This is a genomic window from Buttiauxella sp. JUb87 (genome assembly GCF_004361975.1).
In the GTDB taxonomy this organism is placed as follows: domain Bacteria; phylum Pseudomonadota; class Gammaproteobacteria; order Enterobacterales; family Enterobacteriaceae; genus Buttiauxella; species Buttiauxella ferragutiae.
In genome coordinates, this window is record NZ_SNVY01000010.1 from 16,520 (window position 1) to 35,562 (window position 19,043).

5 protein-coding genes are annotated in these 19,043 nt (G+C 56.9%); all 5 read left to right on the top strand.

All coding sequences use genetic code 11. The features are described from left to right. Positions 1–440 precede the first annotated feature (440 nt). Genes EC843_RS21385 through EC843_RS21405 form a run of 5 tightly spaced genes read left to right on the top strand, consistent with a single transcriptional unit; the run spans position 441 to position 18,849 of the window. Positions 441–12,605, top strand: a complete 12,165-nt coding sequence (locus tag EC843_RS21385) for an Ig-like domain-containing protein (RefSeq protein ID WP_133523036.1) — start codon at positions 441–443, stop codon at positions 12,603–12,605. Between the two features lie 38 nt (positions 12,606–12,643). Continuing rightward, on the top strand, positions 12,644–14,551 hold the full coding sequence (locus EC843_RS21390; RefSeq protein ID WP_133523037.1) for a TolC family protein: 1,908 nt from the start codon (positions 12,644–12,646) through the stop codon (positions 14,549–14,551). 7 nt (positions 14,552–14,558) lie between these two features. Beyond that, positions 14,559–15,398 carry an efflux RND transporter periplasmic adaptor subunit gene (locus EC843_RS21395; protein WP_083963222.1) on the top strand — a complete coding sequence of 280 codons (840 nt, stop codon included), beginning with the start codon at positions 14,559–14,561 and terminating at the stop codon, positions 15,396–15,398. Beyond that, entirely contained in the window at positions 15,395–16,747 is a 1,353-nt protein-coding gene (locus EC843_RS21400; protein ID WP_121814509.1) for an HlyD family efflux transporter periplasmic adaptor subunit, read from the top strand. Before EC843_RS21395 ends, EC843_RS21400 begins: the two co-directional genes overlap by 4 nt. Beyond that, a complete protein-coding gene (locus tag EC843_RS21405; protein ID WP_243739177.1) occupies positions 16,744–18,849 on the top strand; it encodes an HlyD family efflux transporter periplasmic adaptor subunit in 2,106 nt (701 codons plus the stop codon). Before EC843_RS21400 ends, EC843_RS21405 begins: the two co-directional genes overlap by 4 nt. Positions 18,850–19,043 lie beyond the last annotated feature (194 nt).

Consider the following 19,043-nt stretch of genomic DNA (forward strand, 5'->3'; position numbering starts at 1 on the left):
GATGACGCTGCGCTTATCCAACCTACAAAAAAACCGTAGGGCGGATAAGCGCCAGTGCCATCCACCGTTTACGCCCTCCGTGATACTTCATTAGCCACACGCAAGTGTTGTCTCTTATTTCGCCAATCTTATGTTTCTTATTCCACCAGCCCACAAAAAATGATCGCTTAATCGATGTTCAACCCTGCGTAATAATCAAGCAACAATAGTAACGGCACGGTTATTTATTATTATCGTAGTCATTAATTTAGCGTTTTATCCTGGCTTAAATATCTTAACCAGTAGTTAAAAACCATATAATAAACATGGCTAATCAATATAAGAATAATCGCAGAAACATTCGTAAATATTATGTAATAAGGACATAGAGCATCTACATATTATGTAACTTGCATGTATCATTGATGTTAATGACGCTGAAGTTGCCAAGAGTAAATGCCATGTCCAGACCTCGAAACGATAATCCCACCCGCCCTCGTCACCACCGTTTCGCTCTTGAGCCACGCCAGTTATTCGACGGTGCGGCAGCCGTTGAAAGCGCTAATCATGCAGATAACCCATTAGATACCACGCATCATGACAACGCCCCTGACGCCGCAAAAGCGGTGTTTGTGCCACCAGCACCGGTGCCAGCGCCTGCGTCAATAACCGCCCCTGCGCCTACCGATGCCCCTGCCGCACATGAAGTGTATGTGGTCGACAGCCATGTACAGAATTGGCAATCACTGGTAAATCAATTGCCGGAAGGCAGCCGCGTGGTGGTGCTCGACGCACAACATTCCGGGCTGGAACAGATTAATGAAGCGCTTAAGAACGATAAAAATATCACCGCGATTCATATCATCAGCCACGGTGCCAGCGATGAAATCACCCTGGGTAGCGACAAACTTAACGATCAGACCATTACGCAGTACCAGCAGCAATTAGAAAAACTTGGCGAAAAGCTGACGACTGACGGCGATATTTTGCTGTATGGCTGCAACGTCACGGCGCAAGACACCACGCTGATTACGCGTATGGCAGATTACACCCACGCAGATGTTGCCGCATCCAGTGACGAAACCGGCAGCGCGTTAAAAGCCGCCGACTGGACGCTGGAATCCCACACCGGGGTGATTGAAACCCGTTCGCTCGAGCTGGCTTACGACGGCGTTTTGCAGGCACCTGAACTGACCACCCGCGTGCCGGACATGGTGGTTTCCGAACCCAGCGTACTGCACCCAGGTGCGGAAACCGGCAGCTTTAGCGGCTTAACACTGAATGTCAGTGATGAAAAAGTTGCCATCAGTGTCACGCTGACCAACGGTGCCGCAGGCGATCTGGTTAATGGTAGCTCGACGGGGAAAACGCTGGAGTTCGTCGGTTCGGTGGCGGATGCGCAAGCCTGGCTTAACGCGCTGAAATTTACCGCCAGCGATAGCGAACTCGGCCAGCAATCTGCCGCAACCGACGTGCAGTTTTATATCCTGACGCTGTCCGGCAACGACAGCCTGGTGACGCATATCACCGTCACACCTGCCAACGACCCGGTGGTGGTGGATAACAGCACTTTGATCGTGCCAGAAAATAACGGTGCGGGAACCGTGATTACCGAAGCCACGCTCGCAGCGCTGGATCCAGAATTAGCCACGGGTGCGCAAAGTGCCTCGCAAATTGTCTACAGCCTGACCGAGATGCCGCAATACGGTTATCTGACCTTAAACGGCACGCGGCTGGGGGTCGGCTCGGTGTTTACCCAGCAAGATGTGCGCGATAACAAGCTGGTGTATGTCCACACTGCAACAGGCAGCGCACAAAACACCGCCGACAGTTTCACCGCCAAAGTGAACGACGGCGCAACGCCAATTAATCTTTCCGACACTGTGAAAGTGACGCTGGAAATCGCCCCTGAAAATCAGCCGCCAACCGTTTCAGGCGGTGGGATTGTCTTTGAAGGGCAGCCTGCCAACGCGGCCAACACCGGCAACGTTGGGCAATATATTGTCGCCGATGGCGGTGGCGATACCCAGGACGGCGAACTCACCTTAACGATTACGGCGCTGCCTACTCACGGCACGCTCTATTTTAATGGTGTGGCGGTGATTCAGGGACAGCAGATCAGTTATAACGACCGCAACTTGCTGACCTATGAAAACAACGGCGAAGAAGGCATTACACAAGACACCTTCGGCGTGCGCGTCACCGACCAGGGTGGCGGCACCGCAACACCTGCCAGCAGCGATGCGCTGATTGCGCTGACTATCCAGCCGGTGGATGACGACCCGGCTCTCAATCCGGATTCCACCCTGCTCGCCAATGTGGCGGATGGGCCGGACAGCGTGGTGCTGATGCCAGAAATGCTCGCCAGCATCGATGAGGACTCCCCACCAGACCGCGTCAGCTTTGTGGTTAACGTTGACGGGCTAACACACGGTTACCTGACGCTGAACGGCGCGCGCATGCAGAACGGCGACACCTTCACCATGGAAGACGTGGTGGAAGGACGGGTGGTTTATACCCAGTATTTGAACGCGCCCATCGATGGCATCGACAAATTTAGTTTCCGCGTCATCGACCACTCCACCGCTCTGCGCTGGAACGCCGACGGCAGCACTTTCACGCGCCAGGGTGGGATTTGGGACAGCGAAAGTCCCGATGCCAAATTGACCCATTTCGACTTCACCATTGGCCTGGTGCCGCTGGCCAACAACCCGCCACCGGATCAAGTCCCGCCGCTGGATACTTCTGGGGACAGTACCAGCTCTGGCTATATTGGCGATGACCCCAATGGCGCGGCGCATGGCATTATTCTGGAAGGCGGCTCACTGACCCTTTCCGGCACCGGTAATATTAGCGATGCCACGCCGGGCATGAGTTACGTGGTTCCGGGTGTTCAGCCCGAGCAAATTGTCTATACCTTCCTGGGCAGCGGCAGCGGGCAAACCGGCCTGACCATCCTGAAAAGCGATGGCAACGGCGGTTACACGGTGATCAACGCTTTCGGTACCTTTACCCAGGCCGATTTGAACAACGGGTTAATCAGCGTTCGCCATGACGGTGGCGAAAACTTCCACTTCGATGGCAAGTTTTCGGTTTCCGCAGGACAAGTCACGCTTGATAGCACCGGCAACCCAATGGCGGTGACCTGGAACCCAGAACTGAAAGTGTTCGTCACACCGGTGAACGACGCGCCGGTGATTGCCGGTTCTTCCAACACCGTGCTGGCAGAAGGCGAAACGGTGATCATCACCAACTCGCAGCTGCAACTGGGCGACCCTGATGACGCCAACAGCGGCTCACCGTGGGAAGATGGCCCAACGATCAACGGCAACGACAATAACTACGCTTACAATAACGATCTCACAGGCGACCGGGCGCTGAAGTTTGCCTTCCTGACTCTGCCGACCGGCGGCGTGCTGCAATACTTTAACGGCACCAGTTGGGTGACAATTACTGATGCAGATATCGGCACCTTAAAGCTCGATGCCAGTTTGCTGAAAAACGACAGCACCAGCGGCCTGCGCTTTGTCAGCAACGGATCTGAAGTCCGCAGCACCAGCTTTGTGGCTTATGCGGTGGACCGCTGGGGCATGCAGTCGGCGACCAACGCCACGGTGGGCATCACCATCACCAACGTCAACGATGGGCCGAAAATCCCCCAGACGCCGGATAGCCCGGAAATTGTGGTACCGCCAGATTCACCGAACAATATCGGCGGCCAACCGGCCAACAACCCGGCGACAGTGGTTGAAGGCAGCTATGTGCAAATCAATGGCTCGCAGTTGCAGGCTTACGACCCCGACAGCAGCCCTGAGCAGGTGCAATTTACCATCACCAACTCACCGGACCACGGGCATCTGGCTTTCTCCCGCGACGGCGTGAATTTTAGCACCATCGGCAATGGCTCAACCTTCACGCAGGCCGACATTAACAACGGTTATATTTATTACCTGAATGACGGCGATGAAATCAGCGGCGACGGCCTCAATGCCGATGGCTTCGACTTCACGCTGTCTGATGGTGACAAAGAACAAGCCGCTAATCATTTCGCGATTAATATTACTCCGGCAAACGACAAACCCACTGTCACCGCCCCTTCCGGGCCAATTGACATCGGTGGCAATTCCCATGCGGTCAGCGGCTTTACCGTTGCCGACCCGGATATCACTGGCACCAGCAGCGCGACCAATATTCTCCAGACCACCGTGCGCCTGCTACACAACGATGGCAGTGCGTTCAGCCAAAGCGAATACAACAACATCAGGCTGGCGGCCAATGGTGCAAGTGGCGCACTGATTACCGGCGGCGACGGCGGTTATCTGGTGATCACCGGGACTGTCGCGCAGATCAACAGTGCGCTGAGCGGTTTGACCGTCACCTTCCCCGATGACCGCAACACCGTTTATCAGGTGCAGGTGATTACCGATGACCGCTTGCGTACCGGCAATGGTCAGCTCAATGGCTCAGCCAACGGCGGGCCGGTCAACCAGCCGACTAACCCGGCAACCGGCTCGCTGCCAGGCGCTGTCGATAACGTCAATTACGACTGGTATCAGGATGGCGTCCCCGCCAATAACGGCAATATTTCGGCAAACCAGGTGGCGATTAACGCCTCGGAAGTCAACGACCCTGGCACGCTGGTCGTCACCGATAGCGACAAAAACACCTTTGAAGATCAAGCTACCTGGATTGGCGGTGATTTCGTCATTACTGACGTGGAATCCAGCGCCTTTGGCAAACCTGTGACGGTGACGCTGACGGTCGGCCAGGGGCAACTGGGGATTGGTGGTACTGCCAATGACAGTAGCCTGGAAATTAACGGCGTGACGATTCAGGGCGATAATTCCGGCACCCTGATTTTGACCGGCACCGCCAGCGCAATTCAGGCCTTGCTCAACGACCCGACCAACGGCCTGACCTACAAAAGTGCGCTGAATGCCAACCACGACCAGAACGGCGCGGCAGCAGGCGATGTGACGCTGAATGTTCATCTCGACACCAGCACTGCCAGCGTCGGCGACACCGGTGGCCTGCCGCCTGCCGATGTGCAAATAGCGCTGACGATTACGCCAGTGAACGACCCGCCAACCATCACCGCGCCTTCGGACACCATTCTGCTCGACAACAACGCGCCGGGCGGCAATAACGTCGACGGCTTTGTGATTGGCGACCCGGATGTTGCGGATGCAGGCGGTATTGCGGCAGGTGAAAACGACATCGTGCAGGTGACGGTACGCATCACCGATGAAAACGGCAACCCGTTGAGCGTGTCGCAATATCGCGATCAGCAAAACTCGGCGATTACCATTTCGTCGCTCAACACCACCTCTGGCGTGTTTATCCAGAACACCAGCCAGGACGGCGTGACGCCGCCCTCCAACGGGCAAAACGCGCCGCTGGTGATAACCGGTACCGTCGCGCAAATCAACGCTTACCTCGCGCAACTGCAAGTCACTATGCGCGGGGCGATTCTTGACGATGCTGACCAGTATTTCCGCGTTGAAGTGATTGTTGATGACCGCGTGCGTGATGCCAATGGCAACCTGACCAGCTCCGCAAACGGCGGCGATAACATCGGTCCTGGCGGTGTTGGCACCTCGCAAGTCCCCAACACGGTGATAAGCCCTTACGCCGCGATTCCCGGCGGGCTGGGGCAAAACGTGGCTTCCACTTACCGCACCATTTTCCAGAGCAGCGTTAACGACCCGGCACAAATCAAACTCGGTGAAAATCCAGTACTGAATACCGATGAAAACAGTGCCACCGTGACGCTGCCGCCGATTACCATCAGTGATTCGGATGCGGGCAGCCAGAGCATGACGGTCACCGTGAAACTGCCGAACGGTTTTGTGTTTGTGGCCCCCACCGGTAGCGGCGGAACAGTCACGGGAGCAGGCACCGACACGCTGACGTTCAACGGTTCTTACACGCAAATTAACAGTTATCTGGCGGGGCTGAGAGTCACACTACCTGACGCAGATGGCAGCGCCACGGCGGCTGACTGGAACGGCAATTTCAGCGTCAAGGTAACGGTTAACGACCACGGCAATTCCGGCTCAAGGCCGGGATCGCTGCCAGGAAGTGGCAACGACCCTCATCAAGACCCAGGACAGGTGGAATACGAAGAAGGCGATGACCCATCTGCGCTTATCACCACGCGTGAATTTACCTTCACGGTCAACGCAGTGAACGATGCGCCAGAGGTGGTCGGCACGCCATCCGTCACCATCCCGACGCTTGAAGAAGATACCCTCGGCAGTTCGCTTGCGGGCAGCAACATTCACGACCTGTTCTTCGATTTCTTTAACGATGAACGCGACACCATCAATAACGACGGCACCGTTGGCGTGGGCGGCGGTAGCAGCGCAGACAGCTTCTATGGTGTGGCGATTACCAGCCACACGCCGAATACCGCGCAGGGCGACTGGCAATATTCGCTTGATGGCGGCACCAGCTGGCAGAACGTTGGGGCGCGTAGCGACAGCAACGCCCTGGTGCTTACCGCCAGTGCCTCGCTGCGTTTTGTTCCGGCAGCCAACTATTTCGGCGATCCGGTAACACTCGGTGTGCGTTTAGTGGAAACCAACGCCAATGGCGATGTTTCCAGCACGCCTGCGCTGCCTGACAACGGCGAGCAAATTAATATTGATGCCACAGGCGGGCATGGCGGCACCTCGATCTACAGTGAAACCGTCATCACGCTAAGCACAGAGGTCACCAATATTAATGACCGCCCAACTCTTGGCGACACCACCGTCACCATTGCCGAAGACACCCCGACACCACAAACCATCGGGCAAATTTTCCAGTCAGTTTATGGTGATGCCACAGACAACCAGACCGCTATTGCAGGCGGTGGAAACGCCAGCGGCGCACTGGGGTTTATCGCCATTTATGGTGACGACACTGACGCCAGCAAAGGCCACTGGGAATACAGCACCGATGGCAGCAACTGGCTGACGATCCCGTCAGATGTCAGCGCCAGCAACGCGCTGGTTCTCGCCAGCACCACGCAACTGCGCTTTGTGCCATTAGGCGATTACAACGGCCCGGTGAGTGGCGGCCTGCAACTGCGCGCCTCGGATACCACCGATACTTCGTCAGCAGGCGCAGGGGTAACGAATGGGCGGGTGAATTTCTTCGACTTCGCCAAAGATGGCGACCAGACTTCGCACTGGTCGAATACCGCCAGGCTTTCCGTGACGGTGACGCCAGTGACCGACGCCGCCAACGACAGCTTCACCACCCACGCCAATGTGCCACTGGTGAATAACACCAGCGATTTACTGCTCAACGACACCTTCAGCAATGGCGATAAAACCGTGACCGCCGTGACGCAGCCGTCGCACGGCACGCTGACGTTAGTCAACAATGTGCTGACTTACACGCCAGATACCGGGTATGTCGGCTCCGACAGTTACACCTATACCGTGGTCAGCGGCGGCATCACCGAAACCGCGACCGTGACGATTAACGTCACCAACCAGGCTCCAACTGGCGTCACCGATAACCTGTCGATTGACGAAGATAGCCCGTTAACCCTCGGCAACGTGCTCACCAATGACAGCGACCCCGATGGCGCAGTCGATACCTTAACCGTGAAGAATTTCACCGTTGAGGGCAACACTTACGCAGCAGGTACCACCGTGAAACTGACGGGCAGCCACGGCACCTTACTCATCAACGCCGATGGCAGTTACCTCTATACGCCCGGCGGTGACTGGCATGGTGACATTGCCGTCAGTTATGTGGTCAGCGATGGCAATATGGGCGGCGACAGCAGTGCGGTGCTCGGTATCCACGTCGCCGCCGTTGACGATGCGAAAAACGATGTCGAAATCGAGCACACTGGCACGGTGATCACCACCGATGTGCTGGGAAATGACACCTTCAGCAATATCGATCAAGCCGTGACCAGTTTCACTCAGCCACAACACGGTACCGTGACGCTCGGGCCAAACAACAAGCTGATTTATACCCCGGATGCGGGTTTTGTCGGCAGCGACCGCTACAACTACACCGTGACCAGCGGCGGAGTGACGGAAACCGCGACGGTGTTTATCTTTATGACTAACACCCCGCCAGACGCTTCCAACCAATTCGCGGTCACCGATGAAGACACGCCAGCCAGCGGCGATGTTTTACACCTGATTATTGACCCGGACGGCGACCCGCTTCATGTGGTCGATTTCCAGATTGACGGTATCAGCGGGACATTTGCCGCCGGGCAAAAAGTGACTATCGCCGGCAAAGGCGATTTCACGCTAAATACCGATGGCAGTTACCTCTTTACGCCCGTTCCAGACTGGAACGGCAAAGTGCCGACCATCACCTTCCACGTTTCCGATAACACCAGCGTGCCGCCAACCGAAAGCTCGCTGGACATCACCGTGCGCCCGATGGTCGACATTACCCACGATACCGCGACCACCCACGCCGGTACGCCAGTGACCATTGATGTGTTAGCTAACGACCATTTCAGCAACTCCGATGCGGCCATCCAGCAGACCGTATTCTCGGCAGCGCATGGCACCGTCACTCTTGTCGGCAACAAACTGGTCTACACGCCGAATGCCGGATATGTCGGTGACGATGTATTTACTTACACGGTGAAAAGCGGCGGCATTGAAGAAACCGCCTCCGTCACCGTCACCATGACCAACACCTTGCCGGAACCGCGCAACTCGGTAGTGCGAACCCCGGAAGATACAACGATTACTAATGGCGATTTGCTGGATGGCGCGCGCGATGCCGATTCAGACACGCTGACGGTCACCAACTTCACGATTGACGGCGTAGTCTATGCGGCGGATGAGTCCGTCGAGATTGAAGGAAAAGGCACGCTGACCATCCACAGCGACGGGCTTTACACCTTCGTTCCGGTGCCGGACTGGAACGGGCAGGTACCGCCTGTCACCTTTACCGTCAGCGATGGCAACAACGGCGGCCAGGTCACCCGCAACCTGGTGATTATTGTCCAGCCGGTGGCCGATATTCTGCCGGACAACGCCACCACGCATGCCGATAACCCGGTCGCCATCGACGTACTGCATAACGACAGCTTCAGCAACGACACCAAAACCGTGACCGCCAGCAGTGACGGCACCACGCTTGGGCGCGTAGAAGTATTGTCTAATAACACCATTCGCTACACCCCTCCGCCAGGATTTGTCGGCACCGATACCTTTAGCTATTCGGTGACCAGCGGCGGAATTACCGAAACCAGCACCGTCACGGTAGTGGTCACCAACACCGCGCCAACCGCCAGCGACATGGAACTGACGATGGATGAAGACGGTACGTCGTTGAGCGGTTTGCTGACTGCCAGCGATGTCGATTCCGACGTAGTGCGGGTGACGTCATTCCATGTCGACGGTATTAGCGATGATTTCCTGATCGGCAATTTTGGCACCACCAGCGCCATTATTCCGGGCGTCGGCACCTTTACGCTGTCGTATGACCGCCACTACACCTTCACGCCGCTGGCGGACTGGAACGGTGACGTGCCAAAAATCACTTACACCGTGACCGATGATAACGGCGGCGCAACCGCCGTCGGGCATGTGGATATTACGGTGAATCCGGTGGTCGACATCGCTGATGACACTGCGACTCTTCACGCCGGAGGCAGTTCGACGATCAACGTGCTCGCCAACGACAATTTTGAGAATGACGATCGCGCTGTCACCCTCGTTGGCGCTGCGCAAAACGGCACCGTCACTATTGGCACGAACGGCAACGTGACATATACGCCGTCGCCGGAATTTGTTGGTACTGACAGCTACACCTACACCGTCACCAGCGGCGGCGTGACAGAAACCGCCACGGTGTTTGTCACCGTCGAGAACACCGCACCCATCGCTAACCCTGATACACAGTCGGTGAACGAAGATTCGACAATCACCGGCAACGTGCTGGATAACGACCGCGATCCTGATAACAACACGTCGGTGCAGGACACGTTGCGCGTCACCAGCTTTACCTTACCAGGTGAAAGCGTGGCGCATCTGGCGGGCGAAACCGTCACCATTAGCGGCATTGGCGAGCTGACATTAAACGCTGATGGCAGCTATCAATTTGTGCCGGTTGGCGACTGGAACGGCTCGATTCCGCTCATCACCTATCAGATCAGCGACGGCCACACGGGCGGCACTGCCAGCAGCACGCTGACGCTGGAAATCACAGCGGTCGATGATATTGCACCGGATTCCGCCAGCACCCACGCGGGGCAGCCGGTCACTATCGACGTGCTGAGCAACGACAGTTTCGAAAATGGCGACCGTGAGATTACCGCCACCAGCAGCGGCGCGCACGGCAGTGCCACCATTGTCGATGGCAAAATCGTCTACACCCCGCTGGCGGGTTTTGTTGGCAGCGACAGCTTCACCTATACCGTCACCAGCGGCGGCAAGCTGGAAACCACCACGGTGACGGTGCAAATCACCAACAGCGCGCCAGTGGCCAACCCGGACATTAACACCACGCCGGAAGACACCGTGGCGCGCGGCAACGTGCTGACTAACGACACCGATGCCGACCCTGGCGACGCTGCGGCACTTCACGTCACCCGTTTTACTATTGACGGTAACGTGTATGCGCCAGGCAGCGTGGTGACGTTAAGCGGCATGGGCGTACTGACGTTACGCGCCAACGGCAACTGGACTTTCGTTCCGGTCGCTGACTGGAATGGCACCCTGCCGGTGGTGAGTTACGACATGAGTGACGGCAACGACGGCGGGGTTTCCAGTTCCTCGTTAAGCATTACCATCGCGCCAGTTCAGGATGCCTTTAACGACCTGATTTCCGTCAACGGCAACAGCTCGGTGACCAGCGATGTGCTGGCAAACGACACTTTCAGCAACAACGATAACGCTATCGTTAGCATCAGCCAGGGCAACCACGGCACCGTCAGTGTCGAAAACGGAAAAATCACCTACACGCCGAATCTGGGTTATGTCGGCAACGACAGCTACACCTACACCGTGCTAAGCGGCGGCATTCTGGAAACCGCCACTGTGGTGGTGCGCGTCGCCGATCTCGCGCCGATCGTTAACCCGGAAGCGGTGATCACCCAGGAAAACACGCCGATCTCCGGAAACCTGTTAACTAACGACAGCGATCCGAACGACGACCCGCTGCATATCTCCGTGTTCCAGGTGGGTGGTACGCGCTACAACGCGGGCGAAACCGCGCTGCTGGCGGGCATTGGCAGCCTGACGGTGCAAGCCGATGGCAGCTACACCTTTACGCCGGTAAACAACTGGCATGGCTTCGTGCCTGCGGTTACTTACACCGTCAGTGACGGTTACGCCGTTGGGGAAACCAACGGTACGCTGCGCATTCTGGTAGCACCGTCGGTGGAAATTCAGGTGCGCGAAGATGGCCTGACGCCGCTCGACCCTGGCGCTCAGGAAGTCAGCGGCACGCTTGATTTGCTGTCGCTCGATAAACTGAAAACCTTCACTTTCCAGGGCCGGGTAATCACCGCCGAGCAGCTATTGCAGCTCAATCCGCTGTCGCCAATCACCATCGAAACCGTGACCGGCACCATCACGCTGCTGGCTTACTACAGCGCAGCCGATGGCGAAGGGCATCTGGATTATCGCTTTGTGTTGCGCGAGGCGGTGGCGCAGCCAGGCCAAATCAGCACCCACAACGATTACGCCGTGGAAGTGAACGGCGTCAACGTCGGGCAGTTGCGCATTACGGTGGTGAACGACCAGCCGACCGCCACCGATGACAGCGCGGAAATCTTGCAGGATCAAGGCCAGCAAAACGTCAGCGGTAACCTGTTTAACGACGACCGCATCGGTGCTGACCGGGCCGCAGACAACGGCCCCGTCACGGGTGTGATGTCAGAAAATACTGGCGCGGCCGGGACGATTGGCGGCACCAGCAGCGGCCAGTACGGCACGCTGTTTTTAGATAGCCAGGGCAACTGGCGCTATCAGGTCAACAGTGCCGATCCACGTGTGGCAGCACTGGATGCCAACGCCACTCTGAGCGAAGTGTTTGTCTACACCATCACCGACAGCGATGGCGACACCAGCGAAGCACGCCTGACGATCCGCATTTATGGCGTCACCGCGATGCCCAATGACAACAACGACCGTGATGGCGAGCAAATCTTTGGCCGTGACGACGACGAGTTGCTGACCCCTTACCGCCAAAGCTACCAGCCAGGGCTGTTTATTCTGCCATTAGTGTATGACTTACAAAGTGATGCTACTGGTCTGCAAACTCGCCTCAACAGCCAGTTTGCCGCGATCGGTTACGGCATCGAACAAGCCAGTTCGCCAGTGATGCAGCAGGCCGTGCTGTTCTCGCGCTGGTACAACGACAGCCGTGAACAACGGGACTTGCCTGGTTTAGCAAGCAACGGGCTGGGGCAAAACTCACTGGGGAATTCGCTTGGCCCGTTTGGCATCGGGCAAGACAGTGAACGAAGCGCAACCCCACCCATCGCCATGGCACAAGAAAGACCCGCTCTGGAACGATCAGCAGGTGAACAACCTTCGGTTATCACCCTGGGAGCACAGCCTTTATCGGCACAGCTCGCAGCCCTTGAAAGAAAAACTTTGGCGTCCGGGAAGCACATTACAGTCCCGACAATCACTCGCCGGTAACTGGCTGAGAGCAATTGTTTAAGATGGAAAAAACAACGATGAACGCATACGTGGTGGCGCAATATAAAAAACGTGGCGTACCGTTAATCAAACCCGTGGCCGGTTTGATTGCGGTGCTGGTTTTGGCAGGCTGTGGCACGGTGAAACCGGAGCCGATGACTCAGGATGAAATCACCGCACGCGTGAATCGCGACCGGGCGGAAATGTACCGCGGGCAGGAAGCCCTGCATGGCCCACTGACGTTATCCGACGCGATGGCGCGAGCGTTAAAATATAACCTCGATTACCGCCTGAAAATGATGGAAACCGCGCTGTCACGCAGCCTGCTGGATGTCTCGCAACAAGACATGCTGCCAAAACTGATGACGGATGCCGGTTATCGCTGGCGTGATAACGATTCGGGCGGCACCAGTGTCGGCATTGACGATGGCGTGATCAGCCTGCGTCCTTCCACCTCGGAAGAGCGCTCACATTACCTTGCCAGCGCGACTTTTTCGTGGGATGTGCTCGACTTCGGGATGAGCTACTTCCGCGCTAAACAGCAGGCGGATGAAGTGAACATCGCCGAAGAACGCCGCCGCAAAGTGCTGCAAAACATCGTCCAGGAAGTGCGTGATGCCTACTGGCGAGCGCTGGGCGCGCAGCGTTTGCTGGATGAAACCCAACCGCTGGCCGAGCAAATTGCCCAGGCGCTGGATAAAACCCGCGAAGCCGAACAGGCGGGGATTTTGCCACCGGTTGAAGGGCTGGAGTACCAACGCGCCCTGCTGGATGGCATGACGTTGCTCAACCAGAAACGCCAGCAAATGGAGCTGGCGAAAAGCGAGCTGACGGCGCTGATCAACCTGCCGCCAGGCACGCCGCTGGTGTTGCAAGACACCCCAACGCCGCTGGCTCCGGCACCGACTAACATCGATAAGCTCGAGCAAATGGCGCTGGAACGCCGACCTGAATTGCGTGAAGAAGATTACAAAACACGCATCGACAGCTACGAAACCAAGCGGCAAATTGCCTCGTTATTCCCGAACCTGAACCTGTTCGCCGGAATTAATTACGACTCCAACGACTATCTCTACAACAGTAACTGGATTGAGAGTGGCGTGGGGGTTTCGATGAACCTGTTCAAACTGTTGAGCATTCCGTCGATTAGCACCGCCAACGACGCGCGCGCGCAAACCGATGATGCCCGCCGCATGGCGCTGAGCATGGCGGTGCTCACACAGGTGCGTGTCGCCACCGAACGCTACAAACTCGCCTCCTATGACTTCCAGATTGCCGAGCAATCGGCGCAAGTTGACCAGCGCCTGGCGAGTATTTCCCGCGCCGGATCGGACAACTCGCTGACCAGTGATTTGGAAACATTAAGAACCCAGGCGCGTTCCATCGTTTCCCGCTTCCAGGAAGCGTCATCGTATGCCGAAGCGCAGGCCGCTTATGGCCGAGTGCTGAACTCAGTAGGTATTGATTTGCTGCCAGATCAGGTGACAAAAACCGACGTTGCCAGCTTATCGCGACAAATTCAGACCAGTTTGCGCCAGCAAGAAAGTGCGGTGTTTGCCCATGCCGCTGGTATTGCTGTTGAAAAACACCCGGTGTCGATTCAGGTCACACGCCTGCCAGCAGGCGTTTCGCGTGGCAGCATCGAGCAATCCGTCGGGCGGGTAATTGAAGCGAACCACCTGTCGCTGGAACCGTCTCCGAGCAGTATCCATTTGCAAATGAGCTTTAGCGGCGGCACCAACAATGGCACGCGCAAAGGCGTATGGACGATGCGTGTCAAAGATGCCACCGGTGCCGAAGTGCTGGCGCGTCAGTACGTGAGCTATCTGCCAAACGAAGCCAGCACGCGTTCTATCAGCGCCCTGGCCGAAGCGGCAACGTTATCGATTACCAGCGATTTACAACGAATTGCCGGGGCGACCCCCGTGTTGACCGCGACGCCATGAGGTATTTATGAAGACAAAAATAATGGTGGATGACGCTAACGCTTATCCACCCTACAAAAACAACAGCGTCATCCGACAAAAATGGATGGTCGGGTTGATCTGCGCACTTTCCTGCTTATCCGCGCCCGCGTTTGCCGCGGATGGCTCCGCTGCGGTGCGCTTCCTGGTACTCGCCAATCGTGAAAGCCCGCTTTCCAGCGTGGTTCCTGGGCGGATGGCGAAAATTAACGTCCAGTTGGGCGATACCGTCACGCAAGGCAAACTGCTGGCGAACATGGATTGTAGCGACCTGGTAGCCCGCAAAAATGCCGCTGAAGCGGAGTTTCACGCCGCCCAACTGCGCTATGAAGCCAAAGCCAAACTGCAAGGGTTACAATCGGCTGCGGCACTGGAAGTGGGCTTAGCCGCTTCCGAAGTGAACCGCACCAAAGGCCAGATGGGGATATTTGACGCCCAACTGGCGCAGTGCCGCTTCGTGGCTCCATTCAATGGGCGCGTCGCTAAAATCTATGTCAAAGAAGGCCAGGGGATTGGTGCGGGTGCGCCAGTGATTGATCTGGTCGGCAGCGGGACTTTGCGCGCACGGTTAAACGTGCCGTCAAGCTGGGTGCCGTGGCTAAAAATCGGCTCGCAGCTGAATGCCTCGGTCGGTGAAACCGGCAAACAATATCCGCTCACGGTGACGCACATTAGCGGCAAAGTGGATGCCGTTAGCCAGACCATCGAAATCGAAACCCGCTTCCCGGACAAAACCGACGACGTATTACCCGGCATGAGCGGACAAGCGGTAGCGGTTTGCCCGCCGGATGAAAACCGTTGCCTGAAAAGCGGGACTGCCAATTCGTGACCAGCAGTGTAGCTTTTTACCAACTGGCCGCCCGAGTCGAAACCATCAGCAATGCCGCTGAACTCGGGTTTGCTATCTGTAATGAAACGCGCCAACTGGTGGATTACCGCCAGGCCGCACTGCTGTCGCTTGCACCCAATAACCGCGCCAAACTGGTGGCCCATTCAGGGCTGAGCGATACCGACAACAACACGCCGTATGCCTTATGGCTGGCGGATGTGGCGCAGGAAATTGCGCCACATTGCCGAGCCTTACCGCCGGAAGCCCGTGTGCTGGCGCTGGCACCCGCACAATTAAGCGAAACGCTGGCTAAGCTGTGGAACGAGTGGTTGCCGCCACAGGTTTGGGTACTGCCGCTCACCGGTGCCGACGGCGAAATACACGCGTTGTGGTTTTTAGGGCGCGACGAACCGTGGCCAACCTCGCTGGCTCCAGCATCGCCAGAATTTACCCTGCTGCAACTGAGCGGTTTGTACGGTTACGCCTGGTGGGCGTTAACCGCGCGCCCGTCGCGCTTTAAGCAATTCTGGCAGCGCAACACCGGACGCCGCCTCGCTTATATCCTGCTGGCAGTGCTGCTGGTGCTGTGTATTCCGGTGCGCGAATACACGCTGGTGCCAGCGGAAATTATCTCGCTGCAAAGTGAAGTGATTGCCGCGCCCGATTCCGGGGTGATTAAGCGCATGGTGGTGTTGCCAAACAGCGATGTAGTGAAAGACCAGGTGCTGGCGACTCTTGACGACACCACGCTGCATAACCGGCTGGCGGTGGCACAGGCGGAGCTGGAAACCGCTGAAACCACGCTGCATCAGGCTTCTCAGCAAGCGATTGAAGATCAACAGGCCAAGTCAGAACTGGCGATGGCCGAAGGTAAATGGCGCGAGAAAAAAGTGGAAGTGGAGTCGATAGTCCGTGACATCGATAAACTCACGATTCGCGCCCCAGGCAACGGCGTTTTCGTCTATTCCGACCCGGACGACTGGGCTGGCCGCCCGGTGCAAACGGGTGAGCGTATTGGCCTGCTGGCTGACCCCAATAGCCTCGGCGTGCGCGCCTGGGCACCGGTCAGCGAATCCACCAACCTGAATCGCGGCGCACCGATGACGGTATTTTTGAAAGTCGCCCCGCTCGATTCTTTTAGCGCGAAACTGGATTACGCAGGCTATCAAACCGTTGAAGCGCCCAACGGCGTGGCCAGTTATTTGCTGCGCGGCACGCTTGAAGGTAAACCAGAAGTGGCGCGTATTGGCTTACAAGGAACCGCGCGAGTGACCGGTGACTGGGCAATGCTCGGTTACCTGTTGCTGCGCCGCCCTATCGCCACCTTGCGTGCCGGGAGCGGCTGGTGATAAGCGGTGCCGCCACAGCGCCGCCGTGGCCTGCGCTGCGTGATGAACTGCGCCTCAATAGCGCAGGCAGCAACCGCGATGGTTCGCCGGCCTGGCATTTGGCCGATCCGGTGCGCAACCTGTTTTTCCGCCTCGGCTGGCTGGAAATCGAAATTCTCAAACGCTGGCAACTGGCTGATACCGCAAAGATCGCGCAGGCGATTAATCAACACACCACGCTGAATGTGGATGAAGAGGACGTCAAAGCGTTTGTGCTGTTTTTGCAGCAGCAACAATTGCTGCGCACCGCGCGTTATCGCCCGGCGTCATCGGTGTGGAAATGGCTGTTGCACAGTTATTTGTTTATTCGTATTCCGTTGATTCACCCTGAAAAAGCCCTGCGTAAAGCGCTGCCGTGGTTGCAGCCGTTGTTCAGCAAAACTTTCTTGTGGCTGACGCTGTTAGTGGCGATGACCGGCATTGTGCTGGCGGCGCGCCAGTGGGATACCGTGGTTGCCACGCTGCATAATTCGGTGAGCTGGCAAGGTGCGGCGGCCTTTGCTATCGCGCTGGTGTTTTCCAAATGCTGGCATGAAATGGGGCACGCGTTAACCGCCACGCGCCACGGTGTGCGGGTTGGGCATATGGGTGTTGCGTTGCTGGTGATGCTGCCGATGGCCTACACCGACACCGGCGAAAGCTGGAAGCTGTTTCGTTCGCGCGATCGGCTAAAAATCGCCGCCGCCGGGATTGTCTCCGAGCTGGTGCTGGCGGCATGGGCGACGCTGCTGTGGTCATTCGCACCGGAAGGCAGCATCAAAAACGCGCTGTTTTTCCTGGCGACCACCGCCTGGGTGATGACCGTGGTGGTCAACGCCAGCCCGTTTATGCGCTTTGACGGCTACTACATTCTCAGCGATATGCTCGATTTCCCCGGCCTGCACGAACGCGCCGGAAACTGGGCAAAACGAGCGATGCGCTGGCACCTGTTTGGCATTAACGATCCCGCACCCGATAACGTCACGCCGGCCTTTGCGCGCTTTCTGACGCTGTTCGCTTTTGCCACCTGGATTTACCGCCTGCTGCTGTTTATCGGCATTGCGGTGGTGGTGTATCACGCCTTTTTTAAAGCGCTGGGCGTGATTTTATTTTTGGTAGAAATTGTCACTTTTGTGGTGCAACCGATGATCAAAGAGATCAAACACTGTTGGGCCAGGCGCGAGGAAAGCCAGCCGTTTTATCGCCGCAGGTTGCTGCTGATTGCTATTGCCGCGCTGCTGGTTATTTTTGTGCCGTGGTCAAATAAAGTGAGCCTGCCAGGTGTAGTGGAAGCCGGTTTTGTGCAACCGATTTACACGCCCTACAGCGCACGCCTTGAGAAAGTTTTTGTCACCGACGGCCAGCAAGTAAAAGCTGGGCAACCGCTGTTTGAGCTGATTGCGCCGTTGCCAGAAACCTCGCAACGTAAGGCCGAAGAAATGCGCCGCGCCTGGGAATACAGCGCCCGTGGTGCGTTAGGGCTGGAGAAAGACGGCCCCGCCAAACAGGTGCTGGCGGATCAAATGGCACGCCAGTATTCACTGCAACAAAGCGCGGGGAATAGCGAATTGCTGCGCCTGCGGTTAGTTGCCGCTTCGAATGGGCGCATTGAAGATCGCGATCTTTCTTTGCAGCCTGGAAGCTGGATCTCAGCATCCACGCATATCGCCACGCTGGTGAATGCCGATCGCTGGCGGGTGAAAGCGCTGGTCGGGGAAGAGGATCTGGCGCGTTTACGGGTAGGTGCAACAGCCAGGATTTATCAACCTGGCGAGTGGCAACCGCTTATCGGGCGCGTGGTGTCCATCGACCATAATGTGGTGATGCGCCTGCCTTCGTTGCTTTTAGCGAAAGAGCATGGCGGGCCGGTGGCATTAAACCCGACGGCGCAGGCCAAAGATTTGCGCCCACAAGGGGTTTGGTATCGCGTATCGATTGAAGGTGATGGTAAAGCGGCAGTGTTGAACCGGGAAAATCTTGCGGATATTTCAGTGGCAAGCTCGCGCCAGAGTCTTGCGCATCGTTGGTTTAATAGTGTGTCATTGATGTTGATTCAGCAAACGGGAATGGGCAAAGAGGGGTAATTTCAGCAGCGTCCTGGCATGAATGTCGGATGACGCTGCGCTTATCCGACCTACGAAAACAAATGGTTTCAAACAACGCGCATTAAAATTTGGGGGTTTTGTAGGGGGGATAAGCCGCAGGCGTCATCCACCAAACAGCGACCAAAGTCAGCCCCTCTTTGCAGAGGGGCTTAGTCCTTGCTACAGGATGCTCA

Coding starts and splice junctions, on each gene's coding strand:
- EC843_RS21385 (WP_133523036.1), top strand. CDS start 441: ATGTCCAGACCTCGAAACGATAATCCCACCCGCCCTCGTCACCACCGT.
- EC843_RS21390 (WP_133523037.1), top strand. CDS start 12,644: ATGAACGCATACGTGGTGGCGCAATATAAAAAACGTGGCGTACCGTTA.
- EC843_RS21395 (WP_083963222.1), top strand. CDS start 14,559: ATGAAGACAAAAATAATGGTGGATGACGCTAACGCTTATCCACCCTAC.